This window comes from Pseudomonas sp. NPDC079367 (assembly GCF_044542195.1).
In the GTDB taxonomy this organism is placed as follows: Bacteria; Pseudomonadota; Gammaproteobacteria; order Pseudomonadales; family Pseudomonadaceae; genus Aquipseudomonas.
This window is the reverse complement of sequence record NZ_JBITTW010000041.1, coordinates 1-16230: the sequence shown is the minus strand read 5'-3', so window position 1 is coordinate 16230 and position 16230 is coordinate 1. Positions and strand designations below refer to the sequence as shown.

Annotated in this window: 18 protein-coding genes; 9 read left to right on the top strand and 9 right to left on the bottom strand. The window is 58.6% G+C overall.

The genetic code is table 11. The features are described 5' to 3' along the window. Positions 1-162 precede the first annotated feature (162 nt). From ACIGDJ_RS23650 to ACIGDJ_RS23635, 4 genes are all read left to right on the top strand, one after another. Positions 163-756 carry an aminodeoxychorismate/anthranilate synthase component II gene (locus ACIGDJ_RS23650; RefSeq protein WP_101160840.1) on the top strand — a complete coding sequence of 198 codons (594 nt, stop codon included), beginning with the start codon at positions 163-165 and terminating at the stop codon, positions 754-756. Positions 757-765: 9 nt separating this feature from the next. Then, complete coding sequence (gene trpD, locus ACIGDJ_RS23645; protein WP_101160837.1) at positions 766-1815, top strand: anthranilate phosphoribosyltransferase; 1050 nt, start codon at positions 766-768, stop codon at positions 1813-1815. After that, complete coding sequence (gene trpC, locus ACIGDJ_RS23640; RefSeq protein WP_397479797.1) at positions 1812-2651, top strand: indole-3-glycerol phosphate synthase TrpC; 840 nt, start codon at positions 1812-1814, stop codon at positions 2649-2651. Before trpD ends, trpC begins: the two co-directional genes overlap by 4 nt. Positions 2652-2785: 134 nt before the next feature. Beyond that, positions 2786-3487 (top strand): lipoyl protein ligase domain-containing protein, encoded by a 702-nt coding sequence (locus ACIGDJ_RS23635; RefSeq protein ID WP_101160832.1) that lies wholly within the window; start codon positions 2786-2788, stop codon positions 3485-3487. 9 nt (positions 3488-3496) lie between these two features. Here the strand turns inward: ACIGDJ_RS23635 and crp are convergent, their stop codons facing one another. Further along, positions 3497-4141 (bottom strand): cAMP-activated global transcriptional regulator CRP, encoded by a 645-nt coding sequence (crp, locus tag ACIGDJ_RS23630; RefSeq protein ID WP_101160829.1) that lies wholly within the window; start codon positions 4139-4141, stop codon positions 3497-3499. A 229-nt stretch (positions 4142-4370) separates the two neighbouring features. Between crp and ACIGDJ_RS23625 the strand changes: the two genes are divergently transcribed. Both ACIGDJ_RS23625 and speD read left to right on the top strand, forming a co-directional pair. Then, positions 4371-4793, top strand: a complete 423-nt coding sequence (locus ACIGDJ_RS23625; protein WP_016772921.1) for an OsmC family protein — start codon at positions 4371-4373, stop codon at positions 4791-4793. A 237-nt stretch (positions 4794-5030) separates the two neighbouring features. Further along, the gene (gene speD / locus ACIGDJ_RS23620) at positions 5031-5825 is read left to right on the top strand and encodes an adenosylmethionine decarboxylase (protein WP_024014530.1); all 795 of its coding nucleotides are present in this window, start codon (positions 5031-5033) and stop codon (positions 5823-5825) included. A gap of 110 nt (positions 5826-5935) precedes the next feature. Here the strand turns inward: speD and coq7 are convergent, their stop codons facing one another. The 6 genes from coq7 to hemJ all read right to left on the bottom strand — a co-directional run bounded on the left by coq7 (position 5936) and on the right by hemJ (position 10440). Further along, on the bottom strand, positions 5936-6583 hold the full coding sequence (gene coq7 / locus ACIGDJ_RS23615; protein ID WP_101160826.1) for a 2-polyprenyl-3-methyl-6-methoxy-1,4-benzoquinone monooxygenase: 648 nt from the start codon (positions 6581-6583) through the stop codon (positions 5936-5938). 167 nt (positions 6584-6750) lie between these two features. Continuing rightward, positions 6751-7089 carry a histidine triad nucleotide-binding protein gene (locus ACIGDJ_RS23610; protein ID WP_016772924.1) on the bottom strand — a complete coding sequence of 113 codons (339 nt, stop codon included), beginning with the start codon at positions 7087-7089 and terminating at the stop codon, positions 6751-6753. A gap of 56 nt (positions 7090-7145) precedes the next feature. Further along, positions 7146-7934: an SDR family oxidoreductase gene (locus tag ACIGDJ_RS23605; protein ID WP_101160824.1), complete on the bottom strand. Its 789-nt coding sequence runs from the start codon at positions 7932-7934 to the stop codon at positions 7146-7148. Positions 7935-7995: 61 nt separating this feature from the next. Beyond that, positions 7996-8943 carry a DUF805 domain-containing protein gene (locus tag ACIGDJ_RS23600; protein WP_397479798.1) on the bottom strand — a complete coding sequence of 316 codons (948 nt, stop codon included), beginning with the start codon at positions 8941-8943 and terminating at the stop codon, positions 7996-7998. Between the two features lie 66 nt (positions 8944-9009). Further along, positions 9010-9978 (bottom strand): nitronate monooxygenase family protein, encoded by a 969-nt coding sequence (locus ACIGDJ_RS23595; RefSeq protein ID WP_101160821.1) that lies wholly within the window; start codon positions 9976-9978, stop codon positions 9010-9012. Between the two features lie 33 nt (positions 9979-10011). After that, entirely contained in the window at positions 10012-10440 is a 429-nt protein-coding gene (gene hemJ, locus ACIGDJ_RS23590; RefSeq protein ID WP_101160818.1) for a protoporphyrinogen oxidase HemJ, read from the bottom strand. A 134-nt stretch (positions 10441-10574) separates the two neighbouring features. Here hemJ and argC point away from each other — a divergent pair, with 134 nt between their 5' ends. Both argC and erpA read left to right on the top strand, forming a co-directional pair. Next, positions 10575-11609 carry an N-acetyl-gamma-glutamyl-phosphate reductase gene (gene argC, locus ACIGDJ_RS23585; RefSeq protein WP_042610443.1) on the top strand — a complete coding sequence of 345 codons (1035 nt, stop codon included), beginning with the start codon at positions 10575-10577 and terminating at the stop codon, positions 11607-11609. A 145-nt stretch (positions 11610-11754) separates the two neighbouring features. Further along, positions 11755-12105: an iron-sulfur cluster insertion protein ErpA gene (gene erpA / locus ACIGDJ_RS23580; protein ID WP_003176443.1), complete on the top strand. Its 351-nt coding sequence runs from the start codon at positions 11755-11757 to the stop codon at positions 12103-12105. Positions 12106-12174: 69 nt separating this feature from the next. Here the strand turns inward: erpA and ACIGDJ_RS23575 are convergent, their stop codons facing one another. Beyond that, complete coding sequence (locus tag ACIGDJ_RS23575; protein WP_313005137.1) at positions 12175-13266, bottom strand: anhydro-N-acetylmuramic acid kinase; 1092 nt, start codon at positions 13264-13266, stop codon at positions 12175-12177. Positions 13267-13269: 3 nt separating this feature from the next. Next, positions 13270-14694, bottom strand: coding sequence for a peptidoglycan DD-metalloendopeptidase family protein (locus ACIGDJ_RS23570; protein ID WP_313005139.1), 1425 nt, complete (start codon positions 14692-14694; stop codon positions 13270-13272). Between the two features lie 211 nt (positions 14695-14905). On the opposite strand from ACIGDJ_RS23570, the gene tyrS reads away from it, so the two are divergent. After that, on the top strand, positions 14906-16105 hold the full coding sequence (tyrS, locus tag ACIGDJ_RS23565) for a tyrosine--tRNA ligase (RefSeq protein WP_397479803.1): 1200 nt from the start codon (positions 14906-14908) through the stop codon (positions 16103-16105). The last annotated feature ends 125 nt before the right edge of the window (positions 16106-16230 follow it).

Genomic DNA, 16230 nt, shown 5'->3' with positions numbered 1-16230 from the left:
TCTTCTCTGCCGGCCTCGCCGGATCTGTATCGCTTTGCCTTCCTTGTCTGTTTGAAATGCCGCTGTGCTGGCGCCCTCTGCGCGTCCGACATCGCGCAGCGCCCTGCGGGCAAGTCATCTGAAGGCTGTCATCAAGTCAGAATTCAAGAGGTTCGAAACGCCATGTTGCTGATGATCGACAACTACGACTCCTTTACTTACAACGTTGTGCAATATCTCGGCGAGCTGGGTGCCGAGGTCAAAGTGGTGCGCAACGACGAACTGACCATCGCCGAAATCGAAGCGCTGAATCCCGAGCGCATCGTGGTTTCTCCTGGGCCGTGCACGCCCACCGAGGCGGGCATTTCCATCGACGCGATCAAACACTTCGCCGGCAAACTGCCGATTCTCGGCGTCTGCCTTGGCCACCAGTCCATCGGCCAGGCCTTCGGCGGCGACGTGATCCGCGCCCGTCAGGTCATGCACGGTAAGACTAGCCCGGTATTCCACGAGGACAAGGGTGTGTTTGCCGGTCTCAATCATCCGCTCACCGTTACCCGTTATCACTCACTGATCGTCAAGCACGACAGCCTGCCCGATTGCCTGGAGCTGACCGCGTGGACCCAGCACGATGACGGCTCGATCGACGAGATCATGGGCCTGCGTCACAAGACCCTTAATATCGAGGGTGTGCAGTTCCACCCCGAGTCGATCCTCACCGAGCAGGGTCATGAACTGTTTGCCAATTTCCTCAAACAAACCGGCGGCACGCGCTAAGGACTTCCCATGAATATCAAGACAGCCCTGAGCCGTATCGTCGAACACCTCGACCTCAGCACCGATGAAATGCGCGATGTGATGCGCGAAATCATGACCGGGCAATGCACCGAAGCGCAGATCGGCGCGTTCATGATGGCCATGCGCATGAAGAGCGAGAGCATCGACGAGATCGTTGGCGCCGTGTCGGTGATGCGTGAGCTCGCCGATCAGGTCGAGCTGAAAACCCTCGACGGCGTAGTCGATGTCGTCGGTACTGGCGGTGACGGTGCGAACATCTTCAACGTATCGACTGCGTCCTCCTTTGTTGTCGCTGCGGCCGGTTGCACCGTTGCCAAGCACGGCAACCGTGCGGTGTCCGGCAAGAGCGGCAGCGCCGATCTGCTGGAGGCTGCTGGCATCTACTTGAACCTGACGCCGGTTCAGGTGGCGCGCTGCATCGACAGCGTCGGTATCGGGTTCATGTTCGCCCAGACTCACCACAAAGCGATGAAATACGCCGCTGGCCCGCGCCGCGAACTCGGCCTGCGCACACTGTTCAACATGCTTGGCCCGCTTACGAATCCGGCCGGCGTGAAGCATCAAGTGGTGGGCGTGTTCACCCAGACGCTGTGCCGCCCATTGGCGGAGGTCTTGCAACGATTGGGCAGCAAACACGTGCTGGTGGTGCATTCGAAGGACGGTCTGGACGAATTCAGCCTGGCCGCGCCGACCTTTGTCGCCGAGCTGAAAAACAACCAGATCACTGAATATTGGGTCGAACCGGAAGATCTCGGCATGAAGAGCCAGAGCCTGCACGGTCTCTCGGTCGAAGGTCCGGAAGCGTCGCTGGCGCTGATCCGCGATGCCCTCGGCAAGCGCAAAACCGACAACGGCCAGAAAGCTGCCGAGATGATTGTGCTCAATGCCGGTGCGGCGCTGTATGCCGCCGACCTGGCAAGCAGTCTGAAACAAGGTGTGGAGCTGGCGCACGATGCGCTGCACACTGGCCTCGCTCGGGAAAAGCTCGAGGAGCTGGGTGCCTTTACCGCGGTATTCAAAGTGGAGAATGAAGGATGAGTGTACCGACGGTTCTGGAAAAGATTCTGGCGCGCAAGGTTGAAGAAGTCTCCGAGCGCAGCGCTCGGGTCAGCCTGAGCGAGCTGGAAGGTCTGGCCAAGGCGGCCGATGCACCCCGTGGTTTTGCCCAGGCATTGCTGGCGCAAGCGAAAAAGAAACAACCGGCCGTGATTGCCGAAATCAAAAAGGCTTCGCCGAGCAAAGGCGTGATTCGCGAAGACTTCGTACCAGCCGACATCGCCAAAAGCTACGAGAAGGGGGGGGCGACGTGTCTGTCGGTGCTGACCGACATCGATTACTTCCAGGGTGCCGACGCCTACCTGCAACAGGCGCGCGCTGCCTGCAAACTGCCGGTAATCCGCAAGGACTTCATGATTGATCCGTACCAGATCGTTGAAGCCCGCGCGCTGGGCGCCGATTGCGTCCTGCTGATCGTCTCCGCACTGGACGACGTGAAAATGGCCGAACTGGCCGCCGTGGCCAAAGGTGTCGGTCTCGACGTATTGGTCGAAGTGCACGACGGTGACGAACTGGAGCGCGCGTTGAGGACCCTCGACACGCCGCTGGTCGGCGTCAACAACCGCAACCTGCACACCTTTGACGTCAACTTGGAAACCACTCTCGACCTGCTGCCGCGCATCCCGCGCGATCGCCTGGTGATCACCGAAAGCGGCATCCTCAACCGGGCCGACGTCGAACTGATGGAAATCAGCGACGTGTATTCGTTCCTGGTCGGGGAAGCGTTCATGCGCGCCGAAAATCCGGGCATTGAATTGCAGCGCCTGTTCTTCCCGGAACGTGGCGGTCCGGTAATAAGCGGTTCGACCCTCGACTGATTCGCTCCAGACCGAGTCGACTCATTCACGAGCAAGCCCGCTCCCAAAGGGAAATGCATTCCAAATGTGGAACGGGCTTGCTCGCGAAGAGACCCTCAAAACCCCCACAGATTGCAGATTCGCCGGAGCCCACCATGTCGCTGCCAACCCCGCTGACCATCGAATCCGGCCTGCAAGCCGAACAGGACTTGTTGGCCTCGGTCTGCGCCGGTGACGCCGAATTCGGCCTGCTGTTCTGGCAACCCACCGACCGCGCGCTAGTGATGCCGCGTCGCCTCAACCGACTCCCGCACTTCGACCACGCCTGCGAAGTCTCTGCTATGGCCGGCTGGCCGGTGCTGTTGCGCGAGACCGGCGGCGAACCTGTCCCGCAATCCGCTGCAACCATCAACATTGCCTTGGTGTATGCCCCGCCCCGCAGCGAAGGTGACCTGAACCGCATCGAAACCGGCTACCGCCGTCTGTGCGATCCGATCTGTCAGTTGTTGGATGAATTGGGTGGCGCCTCGTCGGTCGGCGAAATCGACGGCGCATTCTGTGACGGACGTTTCAACGTCAATCTCGACGGTCGCAAGATGGTCGGCACCGCCCAGCGCTGGCGCCAAAGTCAGGGCGGCCAACGTCCGGTGGGGTTGGTGCATGGTGCGATGCTGATGGATGACGAACGTGAAGCGATGGTCGCCGCGGTCAATCGCTTCAATGAAGCCTGCGACCTGGAGCAGCGGGTGCGAGCGCAAAGTCATATCGCCCTGCATGAAAAATTCAACGCGCCACAGGCGTTGGCGCGTCTCGATGAATTGTTTCGTTTGATGCTGGCGCAGATCTACAGCGCCTGATTGACGGGCTCAGCGCGTTCCGAAGACCACCATGGTCTTGCCTTTGACATCGACCAGGTTGCGTTCTTCAAGATCCTTGAGCACGCGGCCGACCATCTCTCGCGAGCAACCGACAATTCGACCGATCTCCTGACGGGTGACTTTGATCTGCATTCCATCCGGGTGAGTCATGGCGTCCGGCTGTTTACAGAGCTCCAGCAGGCAGCGGGCGACGCGGCCGGTGACGTCGAAGAACGCGAGGTCGCCGACTTTGCGCGTGGTGTTGCGCAGGCGCTGTGCGATTTGTCCGCTGAGCGCGTAAAGAATGTCTGGATCCTGCTGCGATAACTCGCGGAACTTGGCGTAACTGATTTCCGCAGTTTCACATTCGACCTTGGCCCGCACCCAGGCGCTGCGTTCCTGTTCGTGGCCGGCCTGCTCGAACAAACCCAGTTCGCCGAAGAAGTCGCCGGCGTTGAGGTAGGCAATGATCATCTCGCGACCATCGTCGTCTTCGATGAGGATGGTGACCGAGCCCTTGATGATGAAGAACAGCGTGTCCGAGCGATCGCCGGCGCAGATGATGTTGCTCTTGGCTGCGTGGCGGCGGCGCTGGCAATGCATCAACAGTTTGTCGATGTTCTTGATTTTGGGTGTGGGGGTAATAGCAACCATGGTTGTATCCCGAAAAGACTGCACGGTGATGTTTTTATGAGGCGCTGAAGGCGGTCGCTACAGGGCTGACGAATGAGCGCCAGCGAATTGGCGCCAGCTTACCAGACACTTCGTCGAAAATTCGAGAAATTACCTACAGCCAGAAAGCAACCTTCCTAGGACGTCGTTCCTGCCGGGACAAAGCGCTGTGCTAAGCTGGCGACCCTTTTTTTACAGTGGAGTCTGGGCGATGAAGGCACGCATCCAATGGGCTGGCGAAGCCATGTTCCTCGGCGAATCCGGCAGCGGTCATGTTGTGGTGATGGACGGCCCGCCGGACGCCGGTGGGCGTAATCTCGGGGTTCGCCCGATGGAAATGCTTTTGCTGGGTGTCGGCGGTTGCAGCAACTTCGACGTGGTCAGCATCCTGAAAAAGTCGCGTCAGGCCGTGGAAAGCTGCGAAGCCTTCCTTGACGCCGAGCGTGCGACTGAAGATCCCAAGGTCTTTACCAAGATCCACATGCACTTCGTGGTCAAGGGCCGGGGCCTGAAAGAAGCCCAGGTCAAGCGCGCCATCGAGCTGTCTGCCGAGAAGTATTGCTCGGCGTCGATCATGCTCGGCGCGGCTGGTGTGGCAATCACTCACGACTATGAAATCGTCGAACTCGGCTGATCCGACATTCAACTATCATAAAAGCAGTGCAGACTCTGGCGATCCCCCGCTGACGTCTGCATAATGCGCCACTTTTTTCAGGGCAGTGATCGGTCAGCCGACGGATCATCCGCCTGAACAGACAACCAAAATCGCCATCGCGAAGAGGTGTTAACCGTCCTACGCAGGTGCGTCGTTCGCACTTGACGGGCATGCTTGATCACGCGGCCGGGCCGCATACATAGAGAGTTTTTAACGGTGAAAAGCAAACTCAAGCTCCACGGGTTCAATAACCTGACAAAGACCTTGAGCTTCAACATCTATGACATCTGCTACGCGGAAACCCCGCAAGACCAGCAGGCTTACGTCGAGTACATCAATCAAGAGTACAACGCGAAACGCCTGACGCAGATTCTCACAGAAGTTGTCGAGATCATTGGTGCCAACATCCTGAACATCGCCAGTCAGGACTATGAACCCCAGGGCGCCAGCGTCACGATTCTGATTTCGGAAGAGCCGGTAACCCCGACTGACAGCCAGATCGAAGAGTCGCCGGGCCCCTTGCCGGAAATCATTCTGGCCCACCTCGACAAGAGCCACATCACGGTGCACACCTATCCGGAAATCCATCCGGACGATGGTATTGCGACGTTCCGTGTGGATATCGACGTGTCGACCTGTGGTGTCATTTCACCGCTCAAAGCGCTCAACTTCCTCATTCACCAGTTCGATTCGGACATCGTGACCGTGGATTACCGTGTGCGCGGCTTCACTCGTGACGTCGAAGGCAACAAGCACTTCATCGACCACGAGATCAACTCGATCCAGAACTACCTCTCCGAAGACACTCGCGACGCGTACCAGATGACCGACGTGAACGTGTACCAGGAAAACCTGTTCCACACCAAAATGCTGCTGAAGAACTTCGAGCTGGACAACTACCTGTTCGGCGACGCCACCAGCAATCTTTCGCCCGAGCAACGTGCTCAGGTGACCGACCGTGTGAAACACGAAATGCTTGAAATCTTCTACGCGCGCAACATGCCGACCTGAGATTCTCGGGCACAAAAAAGGCGACCTCCTGGTCGCCTTTTTCTTGCTTTACACAAAACCCTGTGGGAGCTGGCTTGCCAGCGATAGGGCTATATCGGGCGATACATATCTCAGATCCGATAAGTACTTTTGGTCATCACCTTCGCCAACAAACTCATGCCGAACTTCACTGGCGCCGGAAAGCGAAACCCGCCGGCATCCAGGGCGCTCTCCGCATGATGTTCTTCATCAATGCGCATCTGCTCGAGAATCGCACGGGACTTTTCATCCTCGGCCGGCAATTGCTCCAGATGCTCGTTCAGGTGCTTGCAAACCTGATGCTCGGTCGCCGCTACGAAACCAAGACTGACCTTGTCGCTGATCAGCCCGGCGACCGCGCCGATGCCGAACGACATGCCATAAAACAATGGATTCAACACGCTGGTGTGACTGCCCAATTGATGGATGCGCTGCTCACACCATACCAGATGATCGATCTCTTCTTCAGCTGCGTGCTCCATCGCTTCGCGCACCTGCGGCAACTTGGCGGTCAGCGCCTGTCCTTGATACAGCGCCTGGGCGCAGACCTCGCCGGTGTGGTTGATGCGCATCAGGCCAGCGACGTGGCGGGTGTCCTCATCGCTCATTAGCGTGTCCGGCTGCAGAATCGCCGGCGATGGGCGGTACGGCTGGCCACTGAAGGGCAACAGCGTGCGCATCGCGGCATCGGCTTGCAGCAGCAGACGGTCTATGGGCGAGTAGTGACGTTGGGTAGTCATGCTGACCTCCGGGAAGAATCTCGGCGGCCAGTTTAACCGAATCGGCCGGCGAGGGTTTGCGCTGGGTCATTGGCCGCAGTGTTGCGGGTTATCGCTCCATGTTGCCGAAGGCTGCAAAATCAAAGGATCGCAGCCTTCGGCAGCTCCTGCACAAGCCGCAGTGAGTTTCAGCCCGGCGGCCAGTTCATCTGGCGCTGCCCCAGCACGTGCATATGAATGTGATAGACAGTCTGCCCACCAAGTTCATTGCAGTTCATCACCACGCGAAAGCCTTCTTCACAACCCAGTTCCAGCGCAAGACGCTGTGCGGTGAACAAAATGTGCCCGGCCAGTGCCTTGTCGTCTTCGGTCAGGTCATTGAGCGTGCGCACCGGTTTCTTCGGAATCACCAGAAAGTGCACTGGGGCCTGCGGGGCGATGTCGTGGAAGGCCAGAACCTGGTCGTCCTCGTAAATGATATTGGCCGGGATTTCCCGGTTGATGATCTTGGTGAACAGAGTATCCACTGCTGTTTCTCCGTTGAGTTGGGCTGAATCAAGTGTACCGCTTGGAAGTCGCTTTCCTAGCGGGGGCAGTAAGCTTTGTTGACCATGCCGACAATCGTCCGGTTAAGCCAGCGCGAACCCAGTCGCGACAGGAACGCCAGCCAGCGGTTGCGTCGTCCCGGAATGATGATCGCGCGGTTTTTATCCAGCGCACGCACGGCATGCAGCGCCACTTCTTCCGGGCTCATCAGCGAGTTGCTGCTTTCGATCTTTTCGCTGCTCATCTGTGCGGTACGGAAGAACGGTGTACGCGTCGGGCCGGGGCACAGGACCGAAACTTTCACGCCGCTTTGTTTGAGCTCCACGCGCAAGGCTTCGGAAAAATGCAGCACATACGCTTTACTGGCGTAGTAGGTGCTCATCCACGGGCCGGGACTGTAGGCGGCGACCGACGCGACGTTCAGAATCTGCCCGCCACCCAGCAGCGCCATGCTGTTGCCCACCGCGTGGCAGAGGCGGGTGAGGGCGAGAATGTTGACCTCGATGAGATCCTGCTCTGTCATCCAGTCCTGTGCAAGGAACGGCCCGCACGTGCCGATGCCGGCGCAATTGACCAGCAGATCGATCTGCCGGTCGCCTTCTTCCAGCTCCAGCAAAAAGCCTGACAGGCGCAACGGTTCGCCGAGGTCGCAGGCACGAAACAATACTTCGACATCGAAACGCTGGGTCAGCTCGATGGCGATACTCTCCAGCTGATCACGCTGTCGTGCCACCAGAATCAGGCTGCGGCCGCGCCGGGCCAGCGCTTCGGCCATGGCCAGGCCGATGCCGCTGGAAGCGCCAGTGATCAGAGCGTAACGGGTCATGCAATTCTCCATCGCAACAGCTCCGCGCCGGCGACGCGGTTGTCACGACGGGGAGCGCTGTTCATTCTTGCGCAGAGTCTACAGGGGCCTGCGCGGGTTCGGCTGCCTCGTCGGCGGAAATCGCTGGCGGTTCGACGACCTCAACGTCGTCGGTCGTCACCGAGCCGCTGTCATAGCTGCTCTCCAGATTGCTTTCATATTCTTCCTGCACAGCCGAGAAGCCGCCGAGTAGACCGCCGGCAAAAATCAGCGCGATGAACACGATCCATAAAGAGCACAACACCTTGACCGCCTTACTGTTGGGCGGTGGTGGCGGCCCATAGCGGTTGGCGCCGGCGTTGCCGGGAGCGACCATGATCACCAGGGGGAAGAAGCTGCCCACGAAAGGCACCAGATTGAGCAACCACAGCCAGCCCGACCAGCCGATATCGTGCAGGCGCTGAACGCTGAACAGAATGCTGACGATCATGAAGCCGAGGAACAGGAAGACCGCCAGAATGCCGCCGAGGATCAGGCCGGTAGTCGAGTCGCCGCTGACCAGCCCCAACGCAATCAAAGCAAACACGCCGACGATGGGCAGGGTCACCAGGCTCAAGACCATGGTCCAGGCGAGAAAGCGCAGGCGACCGATCCGGCCTTCGACGCTGAATGGCTTGAGCGTGGCGAATGGCGGCAGAGCTTCACCGACATTGGCGCGCGGCGGTGCGTAAGGCGAGTCGGGTTCCGCGACCGCTGCAGGGTTATCGTGGACATCCGCCAGATTCAGCTCGATGGCGGTTTCCGCTTCGATCCGCGCATCGATCCCGGTTTTGTTCAATGCCTGCAGATACGTCTGGGCATCGCTGTGGGACAGATCACGTTTGAGGGCGACGGTGCGGCCACTGAACAGGCGCTCGATGGCGGCCACGTCGCTTTTGAACAGATCCGCCAGATTCAGTTTGGCGGTGGTGAGGTCGACGCCGGGCTGCAGCGCGCCGTCGAAGACGATCTTGTAACGGGTGTCGCTCATGGCCGAGGCATCCTTGTCGCGATTCATTTGGCAGCCAGTCTGATCAGGACTGGCCAGATATGTTTTTCAGCGCGGCCAGCGTTGTGGCAGCTGTGCAGCGCGCGTTTGGGCTTGACGATATTCAGCGTCGAGCCGCGCGATCAACTGATCCACGCTTGGCAGATCACCAATCTGGCCAACACCCTGACCCGCCGACCACACGGTCTTCCAGGCTTTGGCTTCATCGTTGATCGGCTTGAGCTTGTCGCCGAAATTGACCTCGCCTTTGCCTTGCAGTGCCGCCATGTCGAAACCGGCCGCCTCCAAGCTCTGGCGCATGAAACTGGCCGGCACTCCCGACACCGCTGGAGTATGAATGATGTCGGCAGCCTTGGCTGTCAGCAGCATCTCTTTATAAGCGTCAGGCGCGTGACTTTCGGTGGTGCCGATAAATCGCGTACCGAAGTAGGCCAAATCCGCGCCGAGCAGCTGCGCGGCGAGAATCTCATGGCCATGGTTCAAACATCCCGCAAGCAACAGCGTCTTGTCGAAAAACTCACGGATTTCGGCAACCAGCGCAAACGGGCTCCAGGTGCCAGCATGCCCGCCGGCACCGGCCGCGACGGCAATCAGCCCGTCGACACCGGCTTCAGCGGCTTTCTCGGCATGGCGCCGCGTGGTCACGTCGTGAAACACCAGACCGCCGTAGCTGTGCACCGCGTCGACCAGTTCCTTCACCGCACCGAGGCTGGTAATTACGATCGGCACCTTGTGCTCGACGCAGATGTCCAGATCCGCCTGCAGGCGCGGGTTACTGTGGTGAACAATCAGGTTCACCGCATAAGGGGCCGGATTATCCAGCGTCGCCAGGCCCGCTTCGATCTGTTCCAGCCAGGCCTTGAACCCACCGCTTTCGCGTTGGTTCAGCGCCGGAAAGCTGCCGACCACGCCATTGCGGCAACAGGCGAGCACCAGTTCCGGATTGGAGATCAGGAACATCGGCGCCGCTACCACGGGCAGACGCAGACGTTGTTCGAGCAGAACGGGCAGCGACATTGTGAACACCCCAAGGATCTGTATTGGTTGAAGTTAGAACGGCTTGACCACGACCAGAATTACGATAGCCAGCAATATCAGAACCGGCACCTCATTGAACCAGCGATAAAAGACATGGCTGCGGGTATTTTCGCCACGCGCAAAACGCTTTACCTGCGCGCCGCACATATGGTGGTAACCGATCAGCAGCACGACGAGGGTCAGTTTGGCGTGGATCCAGCCACCCTGGCTGAAGAGGCTGGGATTAAGGTAGATCAGCCAACCACCGAAGATCAGCGTGGCGATCATCGCCGGGCCCATGATGCCGCGATACAGCTTGCGCTCCATGACGCTGAAGCGTTCTTGGCTGATCGTGTCTGTGCTTTGTGCGTGGTAAACGAACAGGCGCGGCAAGTAGAACAGCCCGGCAAACCAGCAAACGATGCTGACGATGTGAAACGCTTTGAGCCATAGATAGAGCATTTTTGGTTATTCCCTCATTCACGGTAGCCAGATAGTAGAGGCTTGAGCGTCCGCGCGTCACCTTGGCGGTTGTCGCAGGCGCGCGCGGCCCCTATTATCGACGGCTTTCCAGTGGGTTCGTTGAGGGCAGGTTTATGGTCAAGGTCGGTATCGTCGGCGGCACGGGTTACACCGGTGTCGAACTGCTGCGTCTGTTGGCACAGCATCCGCAGGCAGAAGTGGTTGTCATCACTTCCCGATCCGAGGCCGGTCTGGCCGTGGCTGACATGTACCCGAACCTGCGCGGCCACTATGACGGGCTGGCGTTCAGCGTGCCAGACGTGAAAACCCTTGGCGCCTGCGATGTGGTGTTCTTCGCCACGCCACACGGTGTGGCTCACGCCTTGGCAGGCGAGCTGCTGGCGGCGGGCACCAAGGTCATCGATTTGTCCGCCGACTTCCGTCTGCAGGACGCTGACGAATGGGCCAAGTGGTACGGCCAGCCACACGGCGCACCGGAATTGCTGGACGAAGCGGTCTATGGTCTGCCGGAAGTCAATCGCGAGCAGATCAAGAAAGCGCGCCTGATCGCGGTGCCGGGTTGCTATCCGACCGCAACGCAATTGGGTTTCCTGCCGTTGCTGGAAGCAGGTCTGGCCGACGCATCGCGTTTGATCGCCGATTGCAAATCCGGTGTCAGTGGTGCCGGGCGTGGTGCGGCTGTAGGTTCTTTGTACTCCGAGACGTCGGAAAGCATGAAGGCCTATGCGGTAAAAGGTCATCGTCACCTGCCGGAAATTCGCCAGGGCCTGCGTCGGGCGGCGGGCAAGGATGTCGGCCTGACCTTCGTCCCGCATTTGACGCCGATGATTCGCGGTATTCACTCCACGCTTTACGCGACGGTGGTCGATCGTTCGGTGGATCTGCAAGCGCTGTTCGAAAAACGCTATGCCAACGAACCGTTCGTCGACGTAATGCCGGCCGGCAGCCATCCCGAAACCCGTAGCGTGCGTGGCGCCAACGTCTGCCGCATCGCGGTGCACCGCCCTCAGGATGGTGATCTGGTCGTGGTACTGTCGGTCATCGACAACCTTGTCAAAGGCGCGTCGGGGCAGGCGGTGCAGAACATGAACATCCTGTTTGGCCTGGACGAACGCTTCGGTTTGTCCCACGCCGGCATGCTGCCCTGACGCTGCCGCAGGCTATCAGCGGCAAGCTTGAAGCTCACGGCTTGAAGCTTGCCGCTGCTCTCTAATAGTTGACCAATTTTCTAGGACAAGCGGATAATGCGCGTCATCACGCATTATGGCGGCGTAACGCCGGGAGATAGTCAGCATGAGCGTCGAATCCTTCACCCCCACGGCTTTGCAATTCACCCACGGTGCCGCGCACAAGGTGAAGAGCCTGGTCGATGAAGAGGGGAATGATCGCTTGAAGCTGCGCGTATTCGTTACGGGCGGCGGTTGTTCAGGGTTTCAATACGGTTTCACCTTCGATGAAGACGTGGCCGATGACGACACCATCGTCGAGCGCGAGGGCGTGAGCCTGGTGGTCGATCCGATGAGTTTCCAATACCTGGCCGGTGCTGAGGTTGATTATCAGGAAGGGCTGGAAGGTTCGCGCTTCGTGATCAAGAACCCGAATGCCACTACTACTTGTGGTTGCGGATCGTCGTTCTCGATCTGATCGCGCTTCACCGCACACGCAAAAACGCCGCAAAGCCTTTCGGTTCTGCGGCGTTTTTGTGTTTGAAGCTTATGCCGGATAGATGGCGCCGAGTACGCGCAGACCCCGAGCACCCGTGACGCTTGGCCGGTTAGCAGCAATCCCTTCCAGGCAGCAATGAGCGAGCCAAGCGAAGGCCATGGCTTCGACCCAATCCGGATCAATGCCGTGAGTTGCGGTGCTGGCGACTTTGGTGTTTGGCAGTAGATCCGCCAGACGCTTCATCAGCGTCGCGTTATGGGCGCCACCGCCACAGACCAGCAGTTCTCGTGTGTCCGGCTGAGCACTTTGTAGCGACTCGACGATGGTCCGCGCCGTCAGCTCAAGTAGCGTGGCCTGAACGTCTTCGGCAGTGAAGGTCGGCAGGCGCGAAAGATGCTGTTCCAGCCATGGCAGATTGAAGACTTCCCGGCCCGTACTCTTCGGGCCTTTGGTGACGAAGAACGGGTCGCTGAGCAGTGCCTTGAGCAGTGTTGGTTCAACCTTGCCGGTCGCAGCCCATTGGCCGTCCCGGTCATAGTTTTCGCCGCGTTGACAATGAATCCAGGCATCCATCAGAACATTTCCCGGGCCACAGTCGAAGCCGGCTACAGGTGTGTTCGGCTCAATCAGACTCAGATTGCTGAATCCGCCTACATTCAAGACTGCCCGGTTACCGGTACGCTCTTCAAACAAGGCCTCATGAAAGGCTGGCACCAAAGGCGCACCTTGGCCACCGGCAGCGACATCGCGGCTGCGGAAATCACTGACGACGGTAATACCGGTCAACTCAGTCAGCAGGGCAGGGTTACCGATCTGTACTGTGAAACCGCGCGCCGGTTCATGGCGAATAGTCTGGCCGTGGCTGCCGATGGCGCGGATGGCTTGGGGTTCGAGCTGTTGTCGGGTGAGGAGGGCGTGGATACCTGAAGCGGCAAGTTCGACCCAGCGTTGCTGAGCAATCGCCGAACGAGCGATCTCGTCGTCGCCGCTGGCGCACAAGCCAAGCAGCTCGGCGCGCAGGGAGTCAGGCATTGGCAGGTAGTGGGTGGCGATCAAGTTGATCGCCGGGTTCTGCTCGATCAGGGCGATGTCCAGCCCGTCGAGACTGGTTCCGGACATCACACCTATATACAGGGCCATGGCCTAGCGCTTGCTCGAAGCCAGCATGGTGGCCTTCTCTTGATCCATGCGCGCCATCAATGGCTGGCTCTGCGACATGAAGCGCGCGCGTTCGGACTTGGCGATCGGATCGGCCATCGGCAGCTTCTGGCCCAGCGGATCGACGTGTACGCCATTGACCTGGAATTCATAGTGCAAATGCGGACCAGTCGACAGCCCCGTGGTGCCGATGTAGCCGATCACCTGACCTTGCTTGACGGTGCCGCCGGTTTTCACGCCTTTGGCGAAGCCCTGCATGTGGCCGTAAAGCGTGCGGTAAGTGTTGCCGTGCTGAATGATCACAGTGTTGCCGTAACCACCACGACGGCCGGCCAGCAACACTTTGCCGTCACCAGCAGCCTTGATCGGCGTGCCCCGTGGTGCGGCATAGTCAACGCCTTTGTGGGCGCGGATCTTGTTGAGAATCGGATGTTTGCGGCCCATGGAAAATTTCGAGCTGATGCGGGCGAAGTCAACCGGTGTCCGGATGAAAGCCTTGCGCATGCTGTTGCCATCGGCAGTGTAATAGCTGCTGTTGCCTTGTTTGTTTGTGTAGCGAACCGCGGTGTAAGTCTTGCCGCGGTTGGTGAAGCGTGCAGACAGGATCGGGCCGTTGCCGACGGATTTGCCATTGATGACTTTCTGCTCGTAGATCACATCGAATTCGTCGCCTTGGCGAATGTCCTGTGCGAAATCGACGTCGTACCCGAAGACGCTCGCCATATCCATGGTCAGGCTGTGAGACAGGCCAGCCCGCGCAGCCGACTGCGACAGTGAGCTGTTGATAACGCCGTGTACGTAGGCGGTGCGGACGGTTGGCTTGGCGGTGACGCGATTGAACGAATAACCCTTGTCGTTTTTGGTCAGGGTGATGGTTTCAACATCGCTGACCTTGCTGTGCAGGCTGGTCAACTGGCCTTCCGGACTCAGTTCGAATTCGAGTTTCTGACCACGCTTGAGCTGGCTGAACTGCTTGGCTTGCTTATCGCTCGCCAGTACTTCATGCACGGACGCCGCCGGCAGACCGACCTTTTCGAACAGGGTAGACAGTGTGTCGCCTTTGGCGACGACCACTTCCCGATGGCCTGGCTCTTTCGGCTTCTCTGCGAGCGCGACAGGCGCCGGGGCGGTTTCAGCGGTTTGCGCGGTGCTTTCGTCGCTGTTTTCGATTTGTGCAAACGGCGAAGCTGCCGGTTCGTTTGTGGCTTGAGCCGCGTCAGCGGCGTCTTGATCTTGTGTCAGTTGTTCGGCAGGGCTTTCCAGTTCGAGACTCAGAGTCGTCTTTTTGGCTTCAACGTCGCTGGACGGGAATACCAGCAACGCCAGACTGAGAAGGGCGGCGATTCCACTTGCGGCAAGCAGGTGGGTCTTAGGGTAAAGCGGGGGCGCTTTAGACGGTTCTGTGGTCATAGGTAATTTTTGACTTTGAATAGATGAATTGGAAAAGATGAATGACATGATGAAGATGAAATAACTGTATAAAATATAACCAAACCATCTGTGAAGCAAGTCTGCGGAGCCAAGGCCCGTGGATTGGTGTTCGTGCGCCGGGCAAAACTTGTAATTGGTGCGCGTTCTTGTATGGTTGGTTCCCTTTGAATCTGAGCCTTGCGGGTCTGTTATGAAGTCGGTTGAAGAGCAGCTAGCGCTGATTAAACGTGGTGCGGAAGAACTATTGGTCGAGTCCGAGCTGGTCGAGAAGCTCAAGCGCGGCCAACCGTTGCGTATCAAGGCTGGTTTCGATCCGACCGCTCCGGATCTGCACCTGGGTCATACCGTGCTTATTAATAAGCTGCGTCAGTTCCAGGAGTTGGGGCATCAGGTGATCTTCCTTATAGGTGACTTCACCGGGATGATCGGTGATCCGAGTGGCAAGAGCGCTACGCGTCCACCGCTGACGCGCGAGCAGGTTCTGGAGAATGCCGAGACCTACAAGACTCAGGTTTTCAAAATTCTTGATCCGGCGAAAACCGAAGTTGCCTTCAACTCCACCTGGATGGACAAGATGGGGCCTGCGGATTTCATTCGTCTGACTTCGCAGTACACCGTCGCTCGCATGCTCGAGCGCGACGACTTCGACAAGCGCTACACCACCAATCAGCCGATCGCTATTCACGAGTTCCTCTATCCGCTGGTTCAGGGGTATGACTCGGTAGCGCTGCGCGCGGATGTGGAACTGGGCGGTACCGATCAGAAGTTCAACCTGCTGATGGGGCGCGAGTTGCAGCGTGGTTATGGCCAGGAAGCTCAGTGCATTCTGACCATGCCGCTGCTGGAAGGTCTGGATGGCGTTAAGAAGATGTCCAAGTCGCTGGGCAACTACGTCGGTATCCAGGAGGCGCCGGGCGTCATGTACAGCAAGCTGGTTTCGATCCCGGATGCGCTGATGTGGCGTTACTTCGAGTTGCTCAGCTTTCGGTCGATGGATGAAATCAACGCATTCCAGGTTGATGTAAAGGCGGGTGCGAATCCGCGTGACATCAAGATCAAGCTGGCTGAAGAGATCGTTGCGCGTTTCCATGGTGAGGAGTCGGCGGCAAATGCTCACCGTGGCGCGGGCAACCGGATGAAAGATGGCGAGCTTCCAGATGACTTGCCTGAGATCGAACTGGCTTCGGCTGAAGATATGCCGATCGCTGCTGTTCTTAACAAGGCGGGCCTTGTGAAAAACTCCGCAGCGGCGCGCGACCTGTTGGCAGCGGGCGGGGTTCGTGTCGATGGTGAAGTGGTTGATCGCTCCTTTATATATGTACTGGGCGCGACTCACGTTTGCCAGGCGGGTAAGAAGGCTTTTGCACGTATCACGTTGAAATCTGAATAAAGTTGGAATTAGGGGTTGACGGCGAATTTTAGAGGTCTATAATTCGCCCCACTTCCGGCGCAGTCGAAACGGAAAACTCCTTGAGATTCAAAGAGTTACGCAGTTTTCGGCAGCGACTTGCTTCA

Excerpts from the sequence above, each read along its gene's own strand:
- ACIGDJ_RS23635 (WP_101160832.1), top strand. The coding sequence starts at position 2,786 with ATGTCGCTGCCAACCCCGCTGACCATCGAATCCGGCCTGCAAGCCGAA.
- ACIGDJ_RS23650 (WP_101160840.1), top strand. The coding sequence starts at position 163 with ATGTTGCTGATGATCGACAACTACGACTCCTTTACTTACAACGTTGTG.
- argC (WP_042610443.1), top strand. The coding sequence starts at position 10,575 with ATGGTCAAGGTCGGTATCGTCGGCGGCACGGGTTACACCGGTGTCGAA.
- trpD (WP_101160837.1), top strand. The coding sequence starts at position 766 with ATGAATATCAAGACAGCCCTGAGCCGTATCGTCGAACACCTCGACCTC.
- crp (WP_101160829.1), bottom strand. The coding sequence starts at position 4,141 with ATGGTTGCTATTACCCCCACACCCAAAATCAAGAACATCGACAAACTG.
- ACIGDJ_RS23595 (WP_101160821.1), bottom strand. The coding sequence starts at position 9,978 with ATGTCGCTGCCCGTTCTGCTCGAACAACGTCTGCGTCTGCCCGTGGTA.
- ACIGDJ_RS23625 (WP_016772921.1), top strand. The coding sequence starts at position 4,371 with ATGAAGGCACGCATCCAATGGGCTGGCGAAGCCATGTTCCTCGGCGAA.
- coq7 (WP_101160826.1), bottom strand. The coding sequence starts at position 6,583 with ATGACTACCCAACGTCACTACTCGCCCATAGACCGTCTGCTGCTGCAA.
- erpA (WP_003176443.1), top strand. The coding sequence starts at position 11,755 with ATGAGCGTCGAATCCTTCACCCCCACGGCTTTGCAATTCACCCACGGT.
- ACIGDJ_RS23570 (WP_313005139.1), bottom strand. The coding sequence starts at position 14,694 with ATGACCACAGAACCGTCTAAAGCGCCCCCGCTTTACCCTAAGACCCAC.
- ACIGDJ_RS23600 (WP_397479798.1), bottom strand. The coding sequence starts at position 8,943 with ATGAGCGACACCCGTTACAAGATCGTCTTCGACGGCGCGCTGCAGCCC.
- trpC (WP_397479797.1), top strand. The coding sequence starts at position 1,812 with ATGAGTGTACCGACGGTTCTGGAAAAGATTCTGGCGCGCAAGGTTGAA.
- ACIGDJ_RS23605 (WP_101160824.1), bottom strand. The coding sequence starts at position 7,934 with ATGACCCGTTACGCTCTGATCACTGGCGCTTCCAGCGGCATCGGCCTG.
- ACIGDJ_RS23575 (WP_313005137.1), bottom strand. The coding sequence starts at position 13,266 with ATGGCCCTGTATATAGGTGTGATGTCCGGAACCAGTCTCGACGGGCTG.
- hemJ (WP_101160818.1), bottom strand. The coding sequence starts at position 10,440 with ATGCTCTATCTATGGCTCAAAGCGTTTCACATCGTCAGCATCGTTTGC.
- tyrS (WP_397479803.1), top strand. The coding sequence starts at position 14,906 with ATGAAGTCGGTTGAAGAGCAGCTAGCGCTGATTAAACGTGGTGCGGAA.